Raw genomic sequence first — 22,823 nt, forward strand, 5'->3', positions numbered from 1 at the left:
CCGCCGACGATATGCGGCGGTGTAGGTGATGCTAGGCAATGGAACGGCTTGGCGGCACTGGCTGGATCGATCAATCAGCCAGGAGACATGCAAATGCCCCAGCCACCCATCGCGCCGATCACACCCAACGGTCTGGAGACCATTGCAGAGCTTGTTGAGGCAGAACCGGGCCTGATCGCAAACATTTATCCCGAGGACATCCAAGGCGGCGCGGACGCCGCGCGTCAAATGAACGAAGTGTTCGAAACGGCGATGACCGCCACCGGCGTCAATACCGACGGCATTTTGACACCTGAAGATTTGTACATCCTGTCCGCATACATTCAGAACAACGCTGCCCTTTATGCGGCGTTCATTGAGGGACACGGCGACGACGAGGGCAACGAGGAAACCGGGTTTCACCTTGTTCAAGGTGATGGCGGTGCCTTGGAGTTCCGGGGGCGCGACTTCATCGATACAGTGGCTGACGCGATCTACCACCTCGGTTTCGACATCGTTGATGGCCGGTTCGAAAATGAAGACGGCAATGAGAACGAGCGCGTCACCGATGTTGCGGGGTGGATAAATTATTTCGTCAACGGCGAAAGCCGGGTGTACGGCACGGACGCCGCCGAAACCCTGCGATCCGGCGACTACAGCTTTGCCTTGGCAGATGCGGCACATGAAATTTTTACCGCGGGCGCTGGAAACGACCAGATTTGGGCAGGGGCTGGCGATGACACGGTGTTTGGCGGCGGTGGCAACGACACCTCGGCCGGTGGTGACGGCGACGACTATCTTAATGGTCAGGTCGGATTTGATGAGATGTGGGGTGAAGGTGGCAACGACACCCTGCTTGGTCAAAACGGCGAAGACAGGCTTGGCGGCGGTGAAGGCGATGATTTCGTCAACGGCGGTGCGGGTAATGATCGCTTGTATGGCAACGAAGGTGACGACACGATCTGGGCCGGCATAGGCAATGACGTGCTGTCTGGCGACATAGGCAATGACAGTCTGCGTGCGGATGGCGGCAACGACACCCTATGGGGCGATGAAGGCAACGATGTGCTGTTCGCTGGCCGCGGCGCGGACAATGCCCATGGTGGCAGCGGCAACGACACTGTTCTGGCTGGCGCGGGGAACGATAGTGTCACTGGCGGTGATGGAAATGACGCGTTGCGGGGTGCAGGCGGTTTCGACACCTTGCGCGGAGGCGAAGGCGACGACGACATCAACGGCAATGGTGGCAATGACTCTATCAGCGGCGATGAAGGCAATGACCTGCTGAGGGGAGAAGCCGGGCAGGACACGCTGCACGGCGGAGAAGGTGACGACACAATTTACGGTCAGGGCGGCGATGACAGCATCCGCGGCAACGACGGGAACGACCGGTTGATCGGATCCGGCGGCAACGATGACATGCACGGCGGTGATGGGATCGATGTTTTGTCGGGTGGCACAGGCAACGACACCGTATCTGGCGGCGATGGAGCAGATCGCGTCGCGGGAGGCGCCGGGGCTGACCTGATCCTTGACTACGAAGACATCGAGGCACGCGATGTATTTGTCTTCAACCCGGGCGACAGCGGCACGACAGATGGCACGATGGACGAGATCAGGGGCTTTACCTCCATCATCGACAAGATCGACCTGACCGCCTTTGGGGGTCTGACATTCGTTGAGGGTAACACGTTCTCGGGCACACGGGCCGAGGTGCTGTTTGACGGCGATTTTGTGCAGATCGACAGTGATGGTGATGGCGCAGTCGACGAGATGATCGAATTGGTCTGGGTCAATGCGGTCGAAGCGGCGGATTTCATTCTTTAGACACAGTGGAATTGAGAGAGGAACGGGGCTTGTTCACTGCCCTGTCCTTTTTCATTGGGCCGAGACAGATCTCTGTCCGGTAATGCGTCCCAGTCGCGGCACGGACACCGTCCAGAACCGCAGCATGAGCGCCACGCCGGCGCAGGCCAGCCCAAGCACAAGGCCCAGCCAGATGCCCGGACCACCCCAATCCAGTACGAACCCAAGAATGTAAGAGGCGGGCATTCCAACCAGCCAATAAGACACCCCGGCAAGGACCATGGGCACCGTTGTATCCTGCACTCCGCGCAACAGGCCCAGCGCGATCACCTGCGCGCCGTCCACCAGCTGGAACAGTGCGGCGAGTGCCAGCAGCAGCACTCCGATTTCGAGAATCTGGTTCCGCGCGGGTTCATCACGGTCCATGAACAGTGAGATCAGAGGTTCAGGCAGCGCGATGAACAGGACGATCGTGGCAACGGCCATTCCAAGGCTCATCACGATGACGGTGCGGGCGCCGCGCAGCATGTGGTCCAGATCACCCCGGCCATAGGCGTTGCCTGCCCGGATCGTTGCAACATTGCTGAGCCCGAGATGCACCATGAAGGTGATGGACGCCAATTGCAGCGCGATGTTGTGCGCGGCGAGCGGAATGGTTCCGAGCCACCCCATCATGAACGCAGAGGCCGCAAACAGCCCGACCTCGCTGAGGTTGGTGAGACCGATGGGCAGCCCAAGGCGAAACACTTTGCCCAACATCTCCCAATCTGGACGCCAGAGCCGTTTGAGCAGTTGGTGTTCGGGAAGCACGATCAGCGCATAGCCGATAACACCGATCACCATGACGAATTGCGTCACCAGCGATGCCACCGCCGCGCCTGCGATCCCCCATGCCGGCGCACCCCAGTTTCCGAAGATGAACGCATAATTTGCCAACGCGTTGGTCAGCGCAGCCGCCAGGGTGATCCAAAGGACAATCTGGGTCCGTTCGAGCGCGGCCAGATAGCTTTTGAACGTCATGACGAGCAGGGCCGGAATGATCCCCCAGCCCGCGATGCTCAGGTATTCGGCCCCGAGGGCCGCCACCTGTTCGGTTTGTCCCAGCGCCAGCAACACGCTTTCGGCCATGACCATGACCGGCAAGGCCAGCACCGCAAAGCCCAAGCTCAACCACAGCCCCATGCGCGTGGCACGGCGCAGGTTGGTTTCGTCCCGCTCGGCATGGAACGATGCGACCATGGGCATCACGGCCCAGGCAAAGCCTGAGCCCATGAGGAACAAAACAAAAAACAGGCTGCCTGCAACGCCCTGGGCCGCGAGTTCCTCGACCCCGTACCAGCCCAACATGACGGTATCGGTCACGCCGATTGCAATCTGTCCGAGGTGCCCACCGATCAGCGGCAGGCCAAGGGCAAGGATTGCACGCGCATGCGCGCCATATGACATCTTTTGGGTGGACATGTCCCACCCTTACGCCTGCTTTTTGTGCAAGAAAAGCCCCAGCGTCACACGGGTGACGGGATGCCGCCCTTCCCCCTTAGAGCAACGGCCAAACGAGCGTTGTCGCAACGAGTGCGATCAATGCGCCGGCCATGATCTCGATCACACCCATGGCGCGGATGCTGCCTGCACCCGACCAGCCCGAAAACGCCGATTCCCGTGCGCTGACCGCGACAAGTGCCACAAGGACCGTGACGCTGGCCGTCCCCAACCCCATGACCAAAGCCCCCGCGACCCCTGCCCACGGGATGCCGAAACCAAAGCAGAGGATCAACAGGAACACGGCCCCGGTGCAGGGCCGTATGGCGATAGAGCCGATGATGGCAATCGCATCCCGCCATGAAGACACCGAAGCCGCCTGATCGACGCTGGGTCCATGTGCGTGACCGCAACTGCTGCAATGCCCATTCTCGTCAATGGAATGCAAAACGACGCTGCGCGCACGGCGCATGCCGCGCACCATCAGCCAGAGCCCGACGAGCGCAATCGCCATGTAACTGGCGGGGGCCAGCACTTTTTCGGCCGCGTCCGTCAATTCGCTGCGGCCCCATCCCAGAACCCATGCCCCGAGCGCCACCAGCAGCACCGCCATCAGCGCCTGCGCCAGGGAAGATGCCACCGCCAGCCATGACAAGCGCCACGCGGTCACCTGCTCGGCGGCGCCGTAGCCCCCGATTACCAGCTTGCCATGTCCCGGCCCGGCCGCATGAAAGAAACCGTAGGCTGCGCAAACGCCCATCAGGGCAAACCATGCGCCCGGCTCCCCTGCCCGGACGGCGCGCAGACCACCCGCAAGCGCCGTTTGCGTTTCACGCTGCTGGGCGGCGGCCCATTGACCGATATCTGCCATGCCGCCAAAGCCAAAGAGCCAGAGAAGCGCTGCGGCACAGGCCAGAAGAACCCCGATCCTTAGCCCGCGCATGACAGCGTGACCTTGTCAGCAAAGGACTCACCGACTTCCGGATAAGACTCTTCGGCCTGAGCCGTTGGCGTGGCGTACAACAGCTCTTCCACCAGCGTATACGCCGCATCAAGGTCAGCGGGCTGGATTGTTGCGGTACACGGGCCATCCATGGCGACCGGGCCGATCAAGTGATACGCCGTGTAGAATGTCGGATCATATGCCTTGAGGATGACCCCCTCGGCCGGACCACGGGCGGGTCGAAAATGCGCGGACGTGATCCGCCCATCGCTGACCGAGACGCCCCGTCCGGACGGCTTTCCAAGCGCCACGGAGGTTCCGTTGCGCGTCGCGTAGCTGTCCCCTTCAAACCCTTCGATCCATTGCAGGTCGAAACCATTCAATCGGGCCAGCTCGGCATCCGTGAGTTCGGCATCGCCATCTGGATCCAGTCCCAGATCTGCCATCAAAAGCATGGAATAGAACTCGTCATAGGTCCAATGCACCTCGACGCCTTCCAAAGTGCCATCGGCACTGACCACAACCTTCAGCTTGGTATCGACGAACACGTGCGGATGGGTCGACGCCGCATTGGCGGACAAGACCAAAGCCGCGGCAACGGCAAGAGATCGACGAAATGACATTGCCCAGATTTAGGCAAGGCGGTGCGCCGCCTCAACCCCGATTTGCATATTGCGCGACAGCCCGCCCGGTTCGGAGGCGTTGTTACACAGATCACCACTTGCACCTGAGGGTGGCTCTGTCACAGTAGGAAAAGCATTACCATAGGTTGAATCTATCCAAAGGATGCCCCCATGACTCTCTCACGCGCAATAGGTCCGGCGCTGGCCGCAACCCTGACCACGGCTGGCGCTTGGGCGAACTCGATTGATCAAATTCGCCCGGACGCACCTGCATTGGCGCAGTACGGTGCCTTCCCAATCGGTGTGCAAACCCTTGACGTGACAATTCCCGACAGCATCGATGTCGTGAATGTTAAGGGCAAGACCATGCCCACCTATGATCGCCCCCTGACACTGGAAGTCTGGTATCCGGCAGCGGAGGGGACAGAGCAAGGCGGCACATACACCGCCATCCTGCGTGACGGAGCAACCGAGGTCACGTTGAACGGTCGCGCCGCGCGAGATGCACAACCTGCAAGCGGCACCCGTTTTCCCTTGGTGATCATCAGCCATGGGTATCCCGGGAACCGTTTCCTAATGAGCCATTTGGGCGAAAACCTTGCATCCAAGGGGTATGTCACTGTGTCGATTGATCACACGGACAGCACCTATTCCGACCAAGCCGCGTTTGGATCGACCCTGTACAACCGCCCGTTGGACCAAGCCTTTGTGCTGGATCACATGGCTGAATTGCAGGGGCCGTTGGGCGACATCATTGATGCCGATCATACAGGCGTCGTGGGCTATTCCATGGGTGGCTATGGTGCGTTGATCTTTGGGGGTGCGGGTGTCACCCAAGCCTCGACCGAGTTCAGCTGGGGGGCGCCGAATGATCTGCTGGAGGCGCATCTGGCCATGTCCGACAGCCACGAGGCCCTGATGGATGACCGCGTCAAAGCGATCATCGCCATTGGGCCTTGGGGCAACAACGCGGGGTTCTGGGATACAAGCGGGACGGCTGGCCTGCGCGTGCCCACGATGTTTATGGCAGGCGGGGATGACGATGTTTCCGTCTATGACGCCATGCGGGAGCTGTTTACCGGCGCGGTGGGCGCGGATCGACACTTGCTTACGTTTGACTATGCCAATCACAACGCCGCGGCCCCGATCCCGGCCCCCATAGAAAGCTGGGAGCCTGTTGAGGGTCTCGATTTCCTTCCCTTCGAGCACTATGCCGATGCGGTGTGGGATACGACGCGAATGAATAACATCGCCCAGCACTTCGCCACGGTGTTCTTCGATCTACACCTCAAGGGTGATGCGGCCAAGGCCGAGTATCTTGAGCTGGTGCCCGATTCCCGCAACGGGCTGGTTGACCTTGATGATGCGGGCAACCCGACCGAGGATCATACCTATTGGCAGGGATTTGCGCCGCGCACGGCCAAGGGTCTGCGGTTCGAAACGCTGCCAAAGGGTCAGTGATGGACGTCACCACACGCGAACTTGGCGGGCACACGTTCACGGTGAGGACATGGGGGGACCCGGCGCATCCGATGATTTTGATGCTGCATGGGTTTCCCGAATATGGCGGCGCGTGGGATGAGATCGCGACACGTCTGTCTGATCGTTATTACTGTGTAGCCCCCGATCAGCGCGGGTACGGTGCGAGCTATGCGCCCGATGATGTTGGTGAATATGCGACGTCGAAACTGGTTGGTGACATGGTGCACCTTATCACCGATCGCGGCCCCGTGATTGTCATGGGCCATGATTGGGGCGCCTCTGTCGCCTATGGCCTGGCCATGTTCCGACCCGATTTGGTGTCGCACCTGATCATTGCCAACGGTGTGCACCCGGTCCCCTTTCAGCGCGAGATGGCGGCGGGTGGAGCACAATCCGAGGCATCCCAGTACATCAACTTCCTGCGCAGCAAGGGGTCCGAAGATACGCTTGCCGCAGATGATTTCGGGAAGCTTCTCAAGCTGTTCTCGGCCAAGATGGACATGAGCTGGCTCGCCGGTGACAGGTTGGACGCCTACAAGGCCGTGTGGCGGCAATCAGGGCTGCGCGGCATGATCAACTGGTACCGCGCCTCGCCTCTGATCGTGGCTGACCCCGGCGTGCCCGTAGAAATGCCCGACCTGCCCCTGGATCGGCTGAAGGTACATTGTCCGCATCTGCTGGTCTGGGCAGATGGCGACACGGCGCTGTTGCCAATATCGACGGAAGGTCTGGAAGACTTCGCACCGTCGCTGACCCGCGCGCATGTTTCCGGTGCAGACCATTGGCTGTTGCACCAACAACCCGACTCTGTCGCGGATATCGTCTCCAACTGGCTCGGCTGATGTCTTCCCAAGTGGCTTTGATCGCGTCATAGTTGTCGCATTTCAAAGCACGGAGACATTTTCATGAGCCATAGTTACGATATCAAGCTGGCCGCTCAGATGGCCGAAGCCTCCTACAAAGGCAGAAGCAATGCTTCATTGGCAAACGCGTGGCGGGACAGTCTGGACGAAAATGACGTTCAGGCGATCTTCCTCAAGGGAGACATCCTGCTGATCCCCGGATCGAATTCGGTGATGGATTACCTCAAGTACAACCTGCGGGTTCTGAACATCGGCGGCAAGCGATACCGGCTGGCGGATGATGACACGGAACGGGGTGCGTCAGGCACCGTGTGGCATCAGGGGTTTCTGGCCCATGCTAAATCGATCTTTGATTGGCTGCAAAAGAAGAACCACCGCCCGAAATATATCATCGGTCATTCGCTTGGGGCGGCTGCAACGCAAATCCTTGTGCGTACCTATGGCGTGCCCGGTATCGGGTTCGCCGCCCCGCGCCCGCGCCGCAGCCCCGGTGCCATCAAGCATTCCAACCTGTGCCTGTGCATCAACCGCGACGATGACGCCGTGTGCAATCTGCCTGGATCGTTTCACCATATGGGGCACGTCCACAGGGCCCGCGCACGCCGCTCAGTCTTTGGCCCGGATCACAGTATGAAGCACTACCGCAAGGTCATTGACGAACAGCAGACGTCGGGGCATCTACGGGCACACTGGCCGAGTTGATACGCTCTTCCCCCGTCTGACCGGCTCTGGCATAGTGCGCTGCAACCAACAAAGAGCAGCAGCCATGTCCGATCTTCTTGCCGGGGCCAATGGGCCTTCTGACTACGATGCCTCCTCCATTCAGGTGCTGGAGGATATGGAGCACGTGCGCCTGCGCCCGGGCATGTATATCGGGGGCAAGGATGACCGCGCACTGCACCACATGGTGGCCGAGATCATCGACAACTCGATGGACGAGGCCGTGGCCGGGCACGCCACGTGGATCGAGGTTGAGTTGCACGAGAACGGTCATGTGTCCGTGCGTGACAACGGCCGCGGCATTCCAACCGATCCGCATCCCAAAGACCCGTCCAAAAGCGCGTTGGAAATCATTTTTTGCACGCTGAATGCGGGCGGCAAATTCTCGGGCGACAGTTACGAAACATCTGGTGGTCTGCATGGGGTCGGGTCCTCCGTGGTCAACGCCCTGTCCGACCATTTGCGCGTGGAAGTGGCGCGCAATCGCGAGCTGTTTGCCATGGAGTTTTCCCGTGGCGTCCCACAGGCGCCATTGGCAAAGATCGGTGCGGCACCCAATCGGCGCGGCACGTCCGTTACCTTTCATCCCGATCCGGAAATCTTTGGGTCGCTGAAACTGAAACCCGCCCGCCTGTTCAAGATGGCGCGGTCCAAGGCCTACCTGTTCTCGGGCGTGGAAATCCGCTGGAAGTCGGCGATCGCCGATGGCGATACGCCGCAAGAGGCGACATTCCACTTTCCCGGCGGGTTGTCCGACTATTTGACCGAAGCGTTGGGCGGCGCCACCACCTATTCCGACGCCCCTTTTGCCGGGTCGGTGTCCTTTGAGAAGTTCAAGGTGCCGGGCAAGGTCGAATGGGCGATCAACTGGACGCCCAGCCGCGATGGGTTCATCCAATCCTACTGTAACACCGTGCCCACGCCCGAGGGCGGCACACACGAAGCCGGGTTCTGGGCCGCGATCCTGAAGGGGATCAAGGCCTATGGCGAGCTGGTGAACAACAAGAAGGCCGGCACCATCACGCGCGAAGACCTGATCACGGGGGCTGGCGCACTGGTATCCTGCTTTATCCGCGAACCTGAGTTCGTGGGACAAACCAAGGATCGCCTTGCCACGGTCGAGGCGCAACGCATGGTCGAAAACTCGGTTCGCGACCACTTTGACAACTGGCTGGCCGCCGACACGAAATCCGCCGGCGCCATCCTTGATTTTCTGGTCCTGCGCGCCGAGGAACGGCTGCGCAGGAGGGCCGAGAAAGAAACACAACGCAAGTCCGCCACTAAGAAACTTCGGCTTCCCGGCAAATTGGTGGACTGCTCTTCATCAACACGCGATGGCACGGAATTATTCATTGTCGAGGGCGACTCGGCTGGCGGGTCGGCCAAGATGGCACGCGACCGCAAGACCCAAGCCCTGCTGCCCCTGCGCGGCAAGATCCTGAACGTGCTGGGCGCAGCCTCGTCCAAGCTGGGCTCGAATGCCGAGATTTCGGACCTGACGCAGGCGCTTGGCGTGAGCCTTGGGGCCAAGTTCAACATCGATGATCTGCGGTACGACAAGGTCATCATCATGACCGACGCGGATGTCGATGGCGCGCATATCGCGGCGCTGCTGATGACGTTCTTCTACACCCAGATGCGGCCCATGATCGATGCGGGCCACCTGTACCTGGCTTGCCCGCCTCTGTTCCGTCTGACGCAAGGGGCCAAGCGGGTCTATTGCCTGGACGAGGTCGAGAAGACCACGCTGATGGAGAGCGGTCTGGGCGGCAAGGGCAAGATCGACGTGTCCCGCTTCAAGGGTCTGGGCGAGATGGACGCGAAGGACCTGAAAGACACCACCATGAACCCCGCGACGCGCAAGCTGATCCGCGTGTCGATTGACGAGGATGAACCGGGTGAGACCGGAGACCTCGTGGAGCGCCTGATGGGCAAGAAGCCGGAGATGCGGTTTCAGTATATTCAGGAGAATGCGCGGTTTGTGGAGGAGTTGGATGTTTGAGAGGATCAGTTCCAACTGGTCTCACTTCAAGTACAATTTAACATGGGATGATTATGCGACCTATTTAAATGGTCACGTGGCGAAAGCTTCTGCGTTCGTACCTATTCTCGGGTACATACTCATCTTCAACGATTTCATTGCAGAAGAATTCACATTCAAAAATCTGACCAATGACTTGCGTACTACAGTATTTCTTGATCCAGATGCGAGACTCAGATTTCTATTTGTCGCGTTCCTTTTCTTGGCAATGGCTAATGTTTGTTACCGCCTTCTTAGGCCACATGCTATGAAGCTAGGAGAAAGTCTAGAAGAGTATACGAACTACTTCTTCACATACGCACCTTCTCGACACTTCCTGCAATTACATAATGAAATTCGACATAGCGGTTTCGACCCGTGGACCCAAGATGGGAAGTATTATGATGACGACTGGGAGCTATTCTGGCGGGAGGCACAATGGTCGCACAGCGGACAGAATCTGCTGCACAACTCTACTCGCATAGAAGATCTTCCTGATTATTCCAGAGTTGATTACGAACTAGCCAAGCGAAGACATAGAAGTATTTTATTATCCATTCTTTCTGAGACTTATTTTCGAGAAACCAGGAAGAAACGCCCCCAGTTAGCTCTTTGCCTAACTTTCGCAACTATTGGTTATCTGCTACTTCTAATACCCAGTGCAGATCTCACACTTAGAGTAGTTCAGATCATTCTTTTTGAATGATGCAGCGCGACACTCCAACAGAGCTACTTCATTAGCAGGCAAAGGTACCCCCGTCGACGGACCGCGGTGCGGTGATCCGACCTCTCCGCAGCAGAGCTTTATGGCTGCCACGTACATCTTCGATCTGAACGACGCGCCTCCACCAACCATATCGCCGTGCCAGGGGGCGGCCCGGCCCCTCTCGCGTATTGCTACGCAATACGCTGCCGGTCTACGCGCCTGCCTTGCAGGCGCTTGGATGGGCCGACGCCTGCGGCTTGAGTCCGCCCTTGTAAGTGGAATGGACGCTGACCCTCTCGGGCGACGCGCCCGCTGTGCGGGCGCTGGGAAAAAGCGGAGGCTTTCGCCTCCGCCACCACTCGATACGCGAAGCGGGATACACCTCGATCCGCTTCGTCCTCGATATGCCTCAGATCAGGTTAACGAGCGCTTACCCAAGCAAGGCACTTTCTGGGCGTTGTAACGGCGGCGGAGGACCAACTTGTTAAAAGGGGGAACCAAAAGGGCCCTCCGCCGCGCTGATCCACCCCCGGGACGTCCAGATCACCGGGGGCAGGAACGTCTTAGACCGTGGCGCCGACGATGACCCACAGGCTCATCATGGCAGCAAAGCCAAACACGGTCGGAATGATAACCTTTTCCATCACTACTCTCCTTTCCAGGCAGGCCGGGAACACGTGAGTGGTGGCCTGCGGTGCGATCCGCGGAGAAGGCCCCCGCGATGATAGGAAAGAGGTGGGCGCGGAGGTTTGACACAAAAACCCCCTGCCCCATCACCTCTGATCACGGAGATGCGACAGCGGCGCGAGGTATCGCGCGGTTTCAAGCCTTGATCCCGGCCCCGTTCTGCCCCCTACTGCGGGCATGATCCTGCGCCTGTTTCTGATCCTGAGCCTGCTGGCCGCCTGTGGCCGTCCGCTGACCGATGCCGAACGTGCTTTCGCAGACAGCATCCATGGCGATCAGCTGAACCATCAGCGGGTGCGCCTGATTGACGGGGCGCCGACCCGCGCCGTTACGTTCAAGCGCAAAGCCCGGCCCCGGACCACCTGCCGTGAGCGTATCCTGCCGCCCCCGACCAGCGACACGATCACCGCAAAACCGGCGGCTGTTGCCCTGTGGCAGAACGTTCTGTTCGACAAGGACTGGTATCTGGACGATTACGTCCCCGCCTATCCGCAAGAGATCAACCTGATCGCAGCCATGCTGTTGGCCCATGAGTTGACCCATGTGTGGCAGTGGCAGAACCGGGAGATCACTGGATACTCCCTCTCAAGGCCGCGCGCGAGCATCGGTTCAGTGACGATCCCTACCTCTTTGACGTGTCGGCGGAGCGGAAGTTCCTCGACTTTGGATTTGAACAGCAAGGGTCCATTGTCGAGGAATTCGTATGCTGCCGGGCGCTGGACCCTCAAGGCGGGCGGACACAGCGCCTGCACGCCCTGATCTCACAAGCGATGCCCGTCTCCCCCCTGCCGCAATCACGGCAACATGACGTGCGCTTGCCTTGGGATGGCGTGCAGGTGAACGGGATTTGTGCGTAATCCAAATCAGAAAGATGGAGGTGCCGGAATGGCCCAATATGCCGTGATCATGCTGCTGGCCGGTATCGGCATCCCAGTCTTGGCTGCGCTGAATGCTGCGCTTGGCACGCGATTGGGCAGTCCGGCGGCCGCCGCAACGGTTCTGTTTGTCATCGCCTTCGGGACGGCAGCGGTCGTGTTCGTCCTGACGGGCGCGCAGGGGCTGTCCAAGTTGTCCACGGCGCCAAAACACCTCTTTCTAGCGGGTGTTCTGATCGCCTTCTACGTGCTTAGCATTACCTACATCGCCCCACATTTTGGCATTGGGAACGCCGTATTCTTCGTGCTGCTGGGCCAATTGATCTCAGCCGCGGCGATTGACCATTTCGGGTTGTTTGGCGCGCAGGCGACGTCCCTTGGCATGGCCCGCATGGGGGGCATCGCCCTTATGGCCCTGGGCGTCTGGTTGACCCAGCTCGCCTGATTCAGTCCGCGAGACCAGCCAGTTCTTGCGCTTGGGCCCATGCGACCGGGTCCACGTCGACGGGATCAGCCAAAACGCGGTTCTGGCCGGGCAGACGACCAGCGCTGTCTTCGGCGAGGAGCCCTTCGAACTGCGCGAGGCGGTCCATAAAGGCGCCCGATGTGCTGGGGTCGATCAGGATGTAATACTGCCCAAGATCATGCGGTGGTCCCTCGGGCGCTTTCAGAGGCTTCACATCCCGGCTGAGCACACCGCCTGTCAGACCGGCGGTCAGCAGTTCAGCCATCAGCCCAAACCCCCAACCTTTGTATCCGCCGGTCGACACAAGTGACCCGGCCAGCGCAGCCTCCGGGTCGGTCGTAGGATTGCCATCTGCATCAACGGCCCATCCTTCGGGTATGGCCTCACCGGTGGCCTTGGCCATGGTGATCTTGCCCAGGGCGACCGTCGTGGTCGATTGATCGAACTGCATGGCCAGGCCGCCCTGTCCGTCCGGTACAGAAAAGGCAATCGGGTTGGTGCCGATCATACGCGTCTTGCCCCCGGGCGGTGCCACGATGGGAGAGGCATTTGTCATGCCCAAGCCGATAAATCCGGCGCGGGCGATCTGTTCGGTGAAATATCCCAGCGCAGTGCAGGTGTGGGCGTGGCCGACGGCGAGGCTCGCAATGCCGAATTGGCGCGCTGCGTCCAGCGCAGGGGCCAACCCGTATGCAAAAGCGGGTTGGGCGAGATCCCATCAGTGCGTCGACATAGATGGCGGCCGGGCGCGGTGCGGCCACCACGGGCACGACGTCACCTTTGACCCGCCCGGTGCGCAGCTGCTGGCAATAGCTCTCCAAATAATAGAGGCCACAGATCCGGTTTCCGGCTGCTTCGGCTTGTGCAACAGCGCGCGCCACCTCTGCCGCCGGAAAGGCTCCGGCGCCATGCGCCACCAGTGCCGCTTGCACGGTGCGCTCAATCTCCGCCGTCGAAACTCCCGGCATCTTTCTTTTTCCCCCACGGTCATTGCCGCGAGATCAAGACAGAGCAAACCCGAACGCAGCCGTCAAGCTACGGTTTTCATTCCGGCTTTCTGAAACCGTTTTGAAAAGAAGCAATTGGTCGCTGTTTAGAGAAACACGAGTATCATGGCGTAGCCAAGTGCCCGGCGTCCAGCCGAACCGTGCGGTCCATACGTGAGGCCAATTCCAGATTGTGCGTTGCGATCAAGGCAGACAGCCCCGTGTCCCGCACCAGCGTCATCAGCGCGTCAAAGACCTGATCCGATGTGGCCGGATCAAGGTTGCCTGTGGGTTCATCCGCCAGCAGCAGGGCCGGACCATTGGCAAGCGCCCGGCAAAACGCAACGCGCTGTTGTTCGCCCCCGGACAACTCGGCCGGGCGGTGCGTGGCACGGTCCGCGATGCCAACCTTGTCCAACAGCGACAACGCGCGCACCTCTGCATCCGTTCTGGACGTTCCTGCCGCCAATTGGGGCAACGTGATGTTTTCAATGGCCGAGAATTCAGGCAGCAGGTGGTGGAACTGGTAGATGAACCCAACCTCTGCCCGGCGGGCGAGCGTTCTGCGCCGATCCGATTGCCCGGTCATATTTTGATCATTCAATGTCACGGTGCCCGCATCAGGCGTGTCCAGCATGCCCGCGATGTGCAGCAATGTGGATTTCCCGGCCCCCGAGGGGGCGACAAGGGCAACCACTTCGCCTCGCTTCAGATCAAGGTCCACACCGCGCAAGACATCGACCTGACCCGGAAGGCCAGCACTGTAGGTCTTGGTGATACCGTTCAGCGACAGGACTTGATCACTCATAACGCAACGCCTCGACCGGGTTCATGCGGGCGGCACGCCGCGCCGGGAACAGGGTCACAAGCCAGCTCAGCGTCAGGCTCAGCACCGCTGCTGACAGCACATCACCCGCCGATAGAACCGCAGAGGGAAAGATGAACCCCCGGCCTTCCAGATCTGTGACCCCATTGCCAGTCAACATGTTCACCAAGCGGTAGACATGTTCGATGTTGGCAGAAAAGAGTGCCCCCAGCGCGATACCCAGCACCGTGCCAACCGTGCCGACCCATGCCCCACACAGAAAGAAGATACGCAGGATTGATCCCTGGCTTAGCCCCATTGTGCGCAGAATGCCGATGTCGCGCCCCTTGTTTTTGACCAGCATGATCAGGCCCGAGACGATGTTGAGCGCGGCAATCAGCACGACGATGGCAAGCACGATGAAGATCGCGTTGTTCTGCAGTTCAAGCGCGCGCAGCATCCCGCCAAATCGGTCCTGCCAGGTCCAGCTGTAGGCGCGGTCACCGGCCACCTCACGCAAGGCATCCACTACAGGTGTCAGGTTTTCCGGCTCAGCAAGGCGCAGGTCGATCTGGTCCACCACACCTTCCCGATTGAAAAAGCTCTGTGCCTCGGCCAGCGGCAGGTACATACGCGACTGGTCCATGAAGGGCTGCCCGGTCGAAAAGATGTAGACAACCTCATACGCCGAAATGCGCGGCGTGATGCCAAGCGCGGTCCGCGCACCGTCAGGCGAGATCAGTTTGACACGGTCGCCGATGCCTATGCGCAGCTGTGCGGCAAGCTGCGACCCGACGGCCACCCCTTCGTCAAAGTGGTCGAGCGTGCCCTGTTGTCCTTCCGCATTTGCCACAAGCGGGTATTCGAGCAGGTCAGCGCGGCTGATCCCATAGACATCCGCCGGCGCATTGCTGCCCCGAAAGCTGCCCATGACCTGCGCGCGGACCAGCGGCGCCACATCGTCGACACCTTGCAGCGCCTCGATGCCTGGCAGGATGTCACTATAGTTGGGGATCGTTGTATCCGGCGCACGCCCGTCTTCTTGTACAGCGACATAGCGCAGTTCGATATGGGCGTTTCCACCCAGCATCGCATCCACGAAATCTGCGCGCAGGCCCGCGCGCACCGCAAGGGTCGCAACAAGCGCAAAGACGGCGAGCGTGATGCCGATCAGGCTGATCCAGGTCATGGTGCTGACCCCGCCTTCGGCGCGCCGGGCACGCAGGTAGCGCCAGGCGATCATCCACTCGAATGGGGCAAAGGGGGCTGTGGGTTTGGCCATTTACGGCTCCTGCTCGGGTTGGGACGAGATGTGGCGGGGTCCGCCCCCAAGGTCAAGTCCCGCGCGCAGGTTGCCGCCGTCCGAAGGGCCACAGCAAGAGCTTGAGCGCCGCCCAAACCGTCAGGAGCCCGGTGAGAAGGCCGGTTGCGGCAAATATCCCCCCGGCCGCCGTCAAGGGCACCGCAGGTTCGAAACTGGACAGGGCGGCCGCGGCCACTTCGGTATCTCTTGATCGAGCCACGTAATACGTGCGGAGGAGGGGACCGGCGCCATTCAGCGCAATCAGGTCCATGCGCAGTTGGTCATAGCGACCAAATGTGCGTGTCATGTCCGCCCTCCGACGATCCAGAAACGCCGTGCCATGCATCTGTGCAAGCGCCGCCGTTCGGGTCAGTCCCTCGGCTTGAGCAGACGCATCGAAATCTGCCACCACTTGGGCCAGTGCATCCACTGCTCCGCCAAGACGTTGGCGGTATTGCTGCGAAAACTCGGGCAATTGCGACGCGAGCGTACCGCCTACTACCCCGCCCGCCAGTACAAGCACGCGCAGGATCATGGACGCTTGCCATAGACAGCGGCACTGAGCGCCATGTCCAAGCTCCCCATGGCGTCCCCGTCCAAACAGGCGTCGTAAAGAGCGATCACGCTGACCTTACCCTCCCAAATGACGGCAAAGCTGCCGATGTTGAGACGTCCGGGAAAGCACAAAGCCCCAAAGTGCCAGAAGTTGTGACCATCCTGGAAGGGCCGGAACACCATGCCCATGCCGTAATAGGCACCGCCGCCCAGCGCGACATGTGGCAGGGCAAAGGGATCGTTGGCAACGCGGCTGCCCGGTCCGAAATGCGTCTGGAGGAATGTCAGGTATCCGTTGGGGTCCGACGCCAGACCGCCCCAAGGCTGGAACACGCCGGCCCGGTCTCCGGGTTGAATGCTTGCGGGCAAGTCCAACAGGTCGCGACACGCGCCAAAATAGGACATGCCCGTGACGTCTTCGATCACCAGCCCCAGCAGCGCGTAGTTCTCGTTGTTGTATTCGTATGCGCCACGGGTTCCGGTCTGCGTGGGCCGGGCATTCACCAGATCCAAAACTTGCGCGCTGAAATGGCCATTCTGCTCCGCGGTCTGACCAAGCCACCCGAGCATGGCCAATTGGGTAATATCAGGAGCCAGGCCCGACGTGTGCGTGACCAACTCTGCCACCGTCACATCCGGCGCGGGACTGACGAAATCCCGCAAGGAAGCGGACCATTCAAGACGGCCCTCATCCACCAGATGCAGAACGCATATGGCAGTTATGGACTTGGATACGCTTGCCAAGTCGCCCGAACGGATCACCCCGTCAGCATTGTCGTTGTACAGATCGACGTTCCAGGTGCCGTCCGCCCCGACCACGCCAGATGCCATCATGCCAGACGTACCCTGCGCGGTCAGCCAGTCTGCAAAGGCGGACTCAAGTTTGCGGTGAACGGAAGCGGGTGTGGCGTCATCGCTGCTGGCAAGCGTGGGCAGTGCCAGCAGCGCCGCACATAAGACCAACCTGAAAAGAGCCTGCATTTGCATCAGGTTATCACAACCCCGCGTAAATCTCCGCCACTTTCTTCACGGCTTCTTCTGGCGGCAACTCTTCGCTTTCGCCTGTCCGCCGCGAGGTCAACTCGACCACGCCGTTCTTGAGACCACGCGGCCCAACAGTGATCCGCCACGGCAGACCGATCAGGTCCATGGTGGCAAACTTGCCGCCCGCCCGCTCATTCCGGTCATCATAGAGCGGCTCGAGCCCCAGTGCCGTCAGGCTGGCATATAGCGCATCACAGGCGGCGTCAGCTTCGGCGTCGCCCTGTTTCAGGTTCACAATACCGCAGTGATAGGGCGTCACGCCTTCGGGCCAGATGATGCCGTTGTCATCATGGCTGGCTTCGATGATGGCGCCCACCAAGCGGCTCACACCAATTCCATGGCTGCCCATGTGCACCGGTACCTGCTTGCCATCCGGGCCTTGAACAACCGCGTTCATCGCCTCGGAATATTTTGTGCCGAAGTAGAAGATCTGCCCAACCTCGATGCCCCGTGCCACGCGTCGGCGGTCTTCGGGGATTGCATTGAACAGCGCTTCGTCATGGGTTTCGTCCGTGCGCGCGTATTTCGAGGTGAACTCCTCCAGCACCGATTGGCACTGTTCTACGCTGTCATAGTCGATCTCTCGATCACCAAAGGTCAGGTCAGTGACAGCGCTGTCATAAAAGACCTCACTCTCGCCCGTATCAGCCAGAACAAGGAACTCATGCGTGTTGTCACCGCCGATGGGGCCGCTGTCTGCGCGCATGGGTATGGCTTGCAGGCCCATGCGTTCATAGGTGCGCAGGTATGTGACCAAGTGACGGTTATAGGCGTGCAGCGCATCCTCTTTCGTCAGGTCGAAGTTGTAGCCGTCTTTCATAAAGAACTCGCGCCCCCGCATCACGCCGAAACGCGGGCGGATCTCGTCGCGGAACTTCCACTGGATGTGGTAGAGCGTCAGCGGCAGGTCTTTGTAGCTGCCGATATGCGAGCGGAAGATGTCTGTGATCAGCTCTTCGTTCGTGGGACCGTAGAGCATGTCGCGGTCGTGCCGGTCCTTGATGCGCAGCATTTCCTGACCGTAGTCATCATACCGTCCGCTTTCGCGCCACAGATCCGCCGATTGCAGCGTGGGCATCAGCATGGGGATGTGACCCGCGCGCACTTGTTCCTCGTGCACGATGTTTTCCAGCTTGCGCAGCACCTTGAAGCCCAGAGGCAGCCAGGAATAGATACCTGCGCTTGATTGCTTGATCATCCCTGCGCGCAGCATCAGGCGGTGGCTGACGATCTGCGCCTCGCTGGGGTTTTCCTTCAGCACGGGCAGAAAATAACGGCTCAAACGCATATGCGCGCTCCCTCACAAGATTTCGACCTGATTAGGACAAAGGCGGCACACCCGCAACGGCCCCTTGGACCGTTTGGGAAAATCCTGACGCGTCGCGCCATTCCATCGCATGCATCAAAGCACGCAACCGCCCCCTTGAAGAAACGCGCAAAACCCCGCATCTGTTAGCACAACTCAAGGAACGGAACACACTATGGCACTGCCCGTCCGCGAACAATTCAAGTATTGGGGGATCGCGGCGGCGATCTTCTTTTTTCTGCTTTATGCGCTTGGGGACCAACTGCTGCCGTTCTTCCTGGGGGCGGCCATCGCGTATTTTCTGGATCCGGTGGCGGATTGGCTTGAAGCGCACGGGTTCAGTCGCGCCATCGCGACGGGCATCATTACCATCAGCGCCATCATCATCTTTGTGGTTCTGGCCTTGCTGGTGATCCCGACACTGATCGAACAAGCCATCCAACTGTTCAATGCGGTGCCCCAGCTGGCCCGAGACCTTGGTACATTCCTGACCGAACGTTTCCCGAGCCTGTTGGACGAAACCTCGACCGTGCGGCAAAGCCTGAATTCACTGGGTCAGACGATCTCGGAACGAGGTGGGCAATTGCTGGAAACGGCGCTGACGTCCGCGGCCAGTCTGATCAATGTCATCGTCCTGTTTGTCATCGTTCCGGTTGTCGCGGTGTATCTGCTGCTGGATTGGGATCGGATGATTGCCCGCGTGGACGAATTGCTGCCGCGCGACCACGCGCCGGTCATCCGTCGCCTTGCTGGTGACGTGGATAAGACTCTTGCCGGGTTTATCCGGGGGATGGGAACCGTCTGTCTGATCCTTGGCGCCTATTATGCAATAGCGCTGATGCTGATCGGATTGCAGTTTGGTCTGGTCGTGGGGTTCGTTGCGGGCTTGCTGACCTTCATTCCCTATGTCGGTGCCATCGTTGGTGGCTGCCTTGCCGTTGGGCTGGCGCTGTTCCAGTTCTGGGGCGAATGGTGGTGGATCGTGGCTGTGGCCGGGGTGTTCCAGATCGGCCAGATCGCTGAGGGTAACTTTCTGACCCCGAAACTCGTTGGCAACAGTGTGGGCCTTCATCCCGTCTGGCTGATCCTGTCGCTGTCCGTTTTCGGAGCGTTGTTTGGCTTTGTCGGCATGCTTGTTGCTGTCCCGATGGCCGCGGCCCTTGGCGTGCTGGTCCGCTTCCTGATTGAGCAATATCGAAACAGCAGGCTTTACACCGGCGTCAGCGGTGCATCCGAACCAAAGGCCGAGGAATAGTCCAATGGCCCGACAACTTGGGTTTGACCTGCCGGTGCGTGTCGCACTGGGGCGTGACGATTTTCTGGTTGCGCCGTCCAATGCCATTGCGTTGTCCATGGTCGATGCGTGGCGTAACTGGCCGCTGAACAAGCTTGTCCTGACGGGACCCGAAGGGGCAGGCAAAACGCATCTCACCCATGTGTGGGCCGCGGATAGTGGCGCGCAGATTGTTGCAGCCGCAGCATTGGACAATGCCACCGTTGATGCACTCTTTGACGGCCCTGTCGCCGTTGAAGATGTCGATCAGATTGCACAAGACATCGACCGGCAGACTGCTCTGTTTCATTTGCATAATGCACTCCAGGCATCGGGCCATCCGCTGCTGATGACCGGGGTGACCGCCCCCAACCTGTGGCGTTTGTCCCTGCCCGATCTGCAAAGCCGCGTGGACGCGGCGGGGCATGCAGCCCTTGATGCGCCGGATGACAGCCTTCTCGGTGCGGTGCTGGCAAAGCTCTTTTCCGATCGTCAGCTCACACCTCGACCGGACGTGATCCCATATCTTGTCACGCATATGGAACGCAGCTTTGCCGCCGCACGCCGGATCGTTGCTGACCTGGACGCAGCCAGCCTTGCGCAGAAAAAGCCGGTTACGCGAAACCTCGCCGCCGTGTGTCTGGACAATCAGGTGTGATCCGGCGGATACTGTCACCCAACCTTTACACCCCGTCGACATAACCCGCGCATGACCAACGCCGATTTCCTCGGTTCGGATTTTCCCGAGCCGGTTTCCCTGCCAGACCTTGATACAACCGGCCCCGGCCGCTTCTTCAACCGTGAGCTCAGCTGGCTTGGCTTCAATTGGCGGGTGTTGGAAGAGGCTGAAAACCCACGCGTCCCCCTTCTGGAGCGGCTGCGTTTCGTGTCGATCAGCGCTGGCAACCTTGATGAGTTCTATACCGTGCGTGTCGCGGGCCTGCGCGAGTTGGCCATCGCAGGCAGCACGACGCCCGCGGCCGATGGTCTTACGCCTGCTGAACAGTTGGTTCTCATCAACGAAAACGCGCGTCAGCTGATCCTGCATCAAACCAAGGTTCTGGCCGGCCTCACGGCCGAGATGGAAGAGCGCGGTATTTCAATTCTGACGCGCGATGACCTGACCGAAGATGACACTGAATACCTGTCAGAGGTGTTTCTGAACCGGGTCTTTGCTGTTCTGTCCCCGCTGGCGATTGACCCTGCACACCCGTTTCCGTTCATCCCCAACACCGGACACGCCCTTGCCCTGCAACTTGAGCGCGCCAAGGACAAGCGTGCCCTGCAGGCGCTGCTGCCCATTCCCGGACAGATTGACCGTTTTGTGGCGCTGCCGGGTCAGGGTCATCGGTTTCTGCCCCTTGAGGAACTGCTTGTTCTGAACATCCCAAGCCTGTTTCCCGGCTACAAACTGAAATCCCACTTTGGGTTCCGGGTGCTGCGCGACAGTGATCTTGAGGTCGAGGAAGAAGCCGAAGATCTTGTCCGTGAATTCGAAGTCGCGCTCAAACGCCGTCGTCGCGGCGAAGTTGTGCGTCTGACCCATTCGGCCGGAGCACCCGAAGCCCTCAAAGCGGTCATCATGGAAGAGCTTGGCGTCAGCGACGCCGAAGTGATTGAGGTTGAGGGTATGCTGGGCATGTCCGACCTCAGCGAGCTGGTGCTTGATGATCGGCCGGACCTGCTCTGGCCCTCGTTTACCCCCCGCGTGCCCGAACGGGTCACTGATTTCGAAGGCGATATGCTGACGGCCATCCGGCAAAAGGACATGCTGCTGCATCACCCCTACGAAACCTTCGACATGGTGGTGCGTTTCCTTCAACAAGCCGCGCGCGACCCGAATGTGGTGGCGATCAAGCAGACCCTTTATCGCACCTCCAAGAAATCACCCATCGTCGAAGCCCTTTGCGAAGCAGCGGAGGACGGCAAATCCGTCACTGCACTTGTGGAACTGAAGGCCCGCTTTGACGAAGCGGCCAACATTCGCCAGTCGCGCCGCCTGGAACGTGCGGGCGCCCATGTGGTCTATGGATTTCTCGACCTCAAAACCCATGCCAAGATCAGCACCGTGGTTCGACGCGAGGGCAAGGAGCTGGTCACCTACACCCACTACGGGACCGGCAACTATCACCCGATCACGGCACGCATCTATACCGACCTGTCACTGTTCACCTGCGATGCCAAGCTGGGACGCGATGCAACCAAGGTGTTCAACTACCTCAGCGGCTACGCCCCGCCCGAAGGACTGGACAACCTCGCGATTTCACCGACGACGCTGAAGCCACGCCTTTTGGAGATGATCGCCGCCGAAGCTGAGTATGCACGCGCAGGCAAACCGGCTGAAATATGGGCCAAGATGAATTCGCTGATCGACAGTGAAGTGATTGACGCGCTTTACGCCGCCAGCCAGGCGGGCGTGAAGATCAGCCTTGTCATCCGGGGCATCTGCGGGCTACGTCCGGGCATCAAAGGGTTTTCCGAAAACATCCGGGTAAAATCCATTGTCGGTCGCTTCCTCGAACACAGCCGTATCGTGTGCTTTGGCAATGGTCGTGGACTGCCATCAAAGAAGGCCCGGGTGTTCATTTCCTCCGCGGATTGGATGGGGCGCAACCTGAACCGGCGTGTGGAAACTCTGGTCGAGATCGAGAACAACACCGTCAAGGCACAGATCGTGAGCCAGGTGATGGCGGCCAACCTTGCCGATGTCGCGCAAAGCTGGGTGATGGCACCGGATGGCACGTTCAAACGCCCGGATTTGCCCGCTGGCACCTTCGCGTTCAATTGTCACCGGTTTTTCATGGAAAACCCGTCGCTCTCCGGACGGGGATCAGCAGGTGCCGCGGACGTGCCAAAGCTGACCCACACCGAAGATTAACGCTCCCAAGGGTCGGTGGGTGGG

Annotated in this window: 18 protein-coding genes and 2 pseudogenes; 11 read left to right on the forward strand and 9 right to left on the reverse strand. The window is 59.9% G+C overall.

Going from position 1 to position 22,823, the window contains the following annotated elements; genetic code table 11:
• Positions 1 to 93 precede the first annotated feature (93 nt).
• Positions 94 to 1,806 carry a calcium-binding protein gene (locus ACZ1HN_RS18380; protein ID WP_472728531.1) on the forward strand — a complete coding sequence of 571 codons (1,713 nt, stop codon included), beginning with the start codon at positions 94 to 96 and terminating at the stop codon, positions 1,804 to 1,806.
• A gap of 51 nt (positions 1,807 to 1,857) precedes the next feature.
• Here the strand turns inward: ACZ1HN_RS18380 and ACZ1HN_RS18385 are convergent, their stop codons facing one another.
• From ACZ1HN_RS18385 to ACZ1HN_RS18395, 3 genes are all read right to left on the reverse strand, one after another.
• On the reverse strand, positions 1,858 to 3,246 hold the full coding sequence (locus ACZ1HN_RS18385) for an MATE family efflux transporter (protein WP_299207259.1): 1,389 nt from the start codon (positions 3,244 to 3,246) through the stop codon (positions 1,858 to 1,860).
• A gap of 76 nt (positions 3,247 to 3,322) precedes the next feature.
• Positions 3,323 to 4,207: a nickel/cobalt transporter gene (locus ACZ1HN_RS18390; RefSeq protein ID WP_472728532.1), complete on the reverse strand. Its 885-nt coding sequence runs from the start codon at positions 4,205 to 4,207 to the stop codon at positions 3,323 to 3,325.
• Positions 4,195 to 4,830, reverse strand: coding sequence for a DUF1007 family protein (locus ACZ1HN_RS18395; RefSeq protein ID WP_472728533.1), 636 nt, complete (start codon positions 4,828 to 4,830; stop codon positions 4,195 to 4,197). Before ACZ1HN_RS18395 ends, ACZ1HN_RS18390 begins: the two co-directional genes overlap by 13 nt.
• A gap of 171 nt (positions 4,831 to 5,001) precedes the next feature.
• On the opposite strand from ACZ1HN_RS18395, the gene ACZ1HN_RS18400 reads away from it, so the two are divergent.
• The 7 genes and pseudogenes from ACZ1HN_RS18400 to ACZ1HN_RS18430 all read left to right on the forward strand — a co-directional run bounded on the left by ACZ1HN_RS18400 (position 5,002) and on the right by ACZ1HN_RS18430 (position 12,628).
• Positions 5,002 to 6,291 carry an alpha/beta hydrolase family protein gene (locus tag ACZ1HN_RS18400; protein WP_472728534.1) on the forward strand — a complete coding sequence of 430 codons (1,290 nt, stop codon included), beginning with the start codon at positions 5,002 to 5,004 and terminating at the stop codon, positions 6,289 to 6,291.
• Positions 6,291 to 7,154 (forward strand): alpha/beta fold hydrolase, encoded by an 864-nt coding sequence (locus ACZ1HN_RS18405; RefSeq protein ID WP_472728535.1) that lies wholly within the window; start codon positions 6,291 to 6,293, stop codon positions 7,152 to 7,154. Before ACZ1HN_RS18400 ends, ACZ1HN_RS18405 begins: the two co-directional genes overlap by 1 nt.
• A 63-nt stretch (positions 7,155 to 7,217) precedes the next feature.
• The gene (locus ACZ1HN_RS18410) at positions 7,218 to 7,877 is read left to right on the forward strand and encodes an alpha/beta hydrolase family protein (RefSeq protein WP_472728536.1); all 660 of its coding nucleotides are present in this window, start codon (positions 7,218 to 7,220) and stop codon (positions 7,875 to 7,877) included.
• Positions 7,878 to 7,941: 64 nt separating this feature from the next.
• The gene (locus ACZ1HN_RS18415; RefSeq protein ID WP_472728537.1) at positions 7,942 to 9,897 is read left to right on the forward strand and encodes a DNA gyrase/topoisomerase IV subunit B; all 1,956 of its coding nucleotides are present in this window, start codon (positions 7,942 to 7,944) and stop codon (positions 9,895 to 9,897) included.
• Positions 9,890 to 10,621: a hypothetical protein gene (locus ACZ1HN_RS18420; RefSeq protein WP_472728538.1), complete on the forward strand. Its 732-nt coding sequence runs from the start codon at positions 9,890 to 9,892 to the stop codon at positions 10,619 to 10,621. The genes ACZ1HN_RS18415 and ACZ1HN_RS18420 overlap by 8 nt, the downstream gene beginning before the upstream one ends.
• A gap of 864 nt (positions 10,622 to 11,485) precedes the next feature.
• Positions 11,486 to 12,165, forward strand: a pseudogene (locus ACZ1HN_RS18425) (hypothetical protein).
• Positions 12,166 to 12,193: 28 nt separating this feature from the next.
• Entirely contained in the window at positions 12,194 to 12,628 is a 435-nt protein-coding gene (locus ACZ1HN_RS18430) for a DMT family transporter (RefSeq protein WP_299598634.1), read from the forward strand.
• Between the two features lies 1 nt (position 12,629).
• Here the strand turns inward: ACZ1HN_RS18430 and ACZ1HN_RS18435 are convergent.
• The 6 genes and pseudogenes from ACZ1HN_RS18435 to proS form a co-directional block, all read right to left on the reverse strand.
• Positions 12,630 to 13,617, reverse strand: a pseudogene (locus ACZ1HN_RS18435) (Ldh family oxidoreductase).
• A gap of 142 nt (positions 13,618 to 13,759) precedes the next feature.
• Complete coding sequence (locus ACZ1HN_RS18440) at positions 13,760 to 14,443, reverse strand: ABC transporter ATP-binding protein (protein ID WP_472728539.1); 684 nt, start codon at positions 14,441 to 14,443, stop codon at positions 13,760 to 13,762.
• Positions 14,436 to 15,722, reverse strand: coding sequence for an ABC transporter permease (locus ACZ1HN_RS18445; RefSeq protein WP_472728540.1), 1,287 nt, complete (start codon positions 15,720 to 15,722; stop codon positions 14,436 to 14,438). The genes ACZ1HN_RS18440 and ACZ1HN_RS18445 overlap by 8 nt, the downstream gene beginning before the upstream one ends.
• Positions 15,723 to 15,774: 52 nt before the next feature.
• Complete coding sequence (locus ACZ1HN_RS18450) at positions 15,775 to 16,278, reverse strand: DUF2937 family protein (protein ID WP_472728541.1); 504 nt, start codon at positions 16,276 to 16,278, stop codon at positions 15,775 to 15,777.
• Positions 16,275 to 17,279 carry a serine hydrolase domain-containing protein gene (locus tag ACZ1HN_RS18455; RefSeq protein WP_472728542.1) on the reverse strand — a complete coding sequence of 335 codons (1,005 nt, stop codon included), beginning with the start codon at positions 17,277 to 17,279 and terminating at the stop codon, positions 16,275 to 16,277. The genes ACZ1HN_RS18450 and ACZ1HN_RS18455 overlap by 4 nt, the downstream gene beginning before the upstream one ends.
• 13 nt (positions 17,280 to 17,292) lie before the next feature.
• Positions 17,293 to 18,630: a proline--tRNA ligase gene (proS, locus tag ACZ1HN_RS18460; RefSeq protein WP_472728543.1), complete on the reverse strand. Its 1,338-nt coding sequence runs from the start codon at positions 18,628 to 18,630 to the stop codon at positions 17,293 to 17,295.
• 193 nt (positions 18,631 to 18,823) lie between these two features.
• Between proS and ACZ1HN_RS18465 the strand changes: the two genes are divergently transcribed.
• The 3 genes from ACZ1HN_RS18465 to ACZ1HN_RS18475 are packed head-to-tail and all read left to right on the forward strand — an operon-like array spanning position 18,824 to position 22,799.
• Positions 18,824 to 19,903, forward strand: coding sequence for an AI-2E family transporter (locus tag ACZ1HN_RS18465; RefSeq protein WP_472728544.1), 1,080 nt, complete (start codon positions 18,824 to 18,826; stop codon positions 19,901 to 19,903).
• 4 nt (positions 19,904 to 19,907) lie between these two features.
• Positions 19,908 to 20,579 (forward strand): P-loop NTPase family protein, encoded by a 672-nt coding sequence (locus tag ACZ1HN_RS18470; RefSeq protein WP_472728545.1) that lies wholly within the window; start codon positions 19,908 to 19,910, stop codon positions 20,577 to 20,579.
• A gap of 51 nt (positions 20,580 to 20,630) precedes the next feature.
• Positions 20,631 to 22,799, forward strand: a complete 2,169-nt coding sequence (locus tag ACZ1HN_RS18475; RefSeq protein WP_299207222.1) for an RNA degradosome polyphosphate kinase — start codon at positions 20,631 to 20,633, stop codon at positions 22,797 to 22,799.
• The last annotated feature ends 24 nt before the right edge of the window (positions 22,800 to 22,823 follow it).

The organism is Tateyamaria sp. GN1-10, from assembly GCF_055693845.1.

What these genes read in the sequence shown, in the direction of transcription:
- ACZ1HN_RS18395 (WP_472728533.1), bottom strand. Translation starts at nt 4,830, where the DNA reads ATGTCATTTCGTCGATCTCTTGCCGTTGCCGCGGCTTTGGTCTTGTCC.
- ACZ1HN_RS18390 (WP_472728532.1), bottom strand. Translation starts at nt 4,207, where the DNA reads ATGCGCGGGCTAAGGATCGGGGTTCTTCTGGCCTGTGCCGCAGCGCTT.
- ACZ1HN_RS18420 (WP_472728538.1), top strand. Translation starts at nt 9,890, where the DNA reads ATGTTTGAGAGGATCAGTTCCAACTGGTCTCACTTCAAGTACAATTTA.
- ACZ1HN_RS18445 (WP_472728540.1), bottom strand. Translation starts at nt 15,722, where the DNA reads ATGGCCAAACCCACAGCCCCCTTTGCCCCATTCGAGTGGATGATCGCC.
- ACZ1HN_RS18475 (WP_299207222.1), top strand. Translation starts at nt 20,631, where the DNA reads ATGACCAACGCCGATTTCCTCGGTTCGGATTTTCCCGAGCCGGTTTCC.
- ACZ1HN_RS18415 (WP_472728537.1), top strand. Translation starts at nt 7,942, where the DNA reads ATGTCCGATCTTCTTGCCGGGGCCAATGGGCCTTCTGACTACGATGCC.
- ACZ1HN_RS18440 (WP_472728539.1), bottom strand. Translation starts at nt 14,443, where the DNA reads ATGAGTGATCAAGTCCTGTCGCTGAACGGTATCACCAAGACCTACAGT.
- ACZ1HN_RS18465 (WP_472728544.1), top strand. Translation starts at nt 18,824, where the DNA reads ATGGCACTGCCCGTCCGCGAACAATTCAAGTATTGGGGGATCGCGGCG.
- ACZ1HN_RS18470 (WP_472728545.1), top strand. Translation starts at nt 19,908, where the DNA reads ATGGCCCGACAACTTGGGTTTGACCTGCCGGTGCGTGTCGCACTGGGG.
- ACZ1HN_RS18430 (WP_299598634.1), top strand. Translation starts at nt 12,194, where the DNA reads ATGGCCCAATATGCCGTGATCATGCTGCTGGCCGGTATCGGCATCCCA.
- ACZ1HN_RS18380 (WP_472728531.1), top strand. Translation starts at nt 94, where the DNA reads ATGCCCCAGCCACCCATCGCGCCGATCACACCCAACGGTCTGGAGACC.
- ACZ1HN_RS18405 (WP_472728535.1), top strand. Translation starts at nt 6,291, where the DNA reads ATGGACGTCACCACACGCGAACTTGGCGGGCACACGTTCACGGTGAGG.
- ACZ1HN_RS18450 (WP_472728541.1), bottom strand. Translation starts at nt 16,278, where the DNA reads ATGATCCTGCGCGTGCTTGTACTGGCGGGCGGGGTAGTAGGCGGTACG.
- ACZ1HN_RS18455 (WP_472728542.1), bottom strand. Translation starts at nt 17,279, where the DNA reads ATGCAGGCTCTTTTCAGGTTGGTCTTATGTGCGGCGCTGCTGGCACTG.
- ACZ1HN_RS18385 (WP_299207259.1), bottom strand. Translation starts at nt 3,246, where the DNA reads ATGTCCACCCAAAAGATGTCATATGGCGCGCATGCGCGTGCAATCCTT.
- ACZ1HN_RS18410 (WP_472728536.1), top strand. Translation starts at nt 7,218, where the DNA reads ATGAGCCATAGTTACGATATCAAGCTGGCCGCTCAGATGGCCGAAGCC.
- proS (WP_472728543.1), bottom strand. Translation starts at nt 18,630, where the DNA reads ATGCGTTTGAGCCGTTATTTTCTGCCCGTGCTGAAGGAAAACCCCAGC.
- ACZ1HN_RS18400 (WP_472728534.1), top strand. Translation starts at nt 5,002, where the DNA reads ATGACTCTCTCACGCGCAATAGGTCCGGCGCTGGCCGCAACCCTGACC.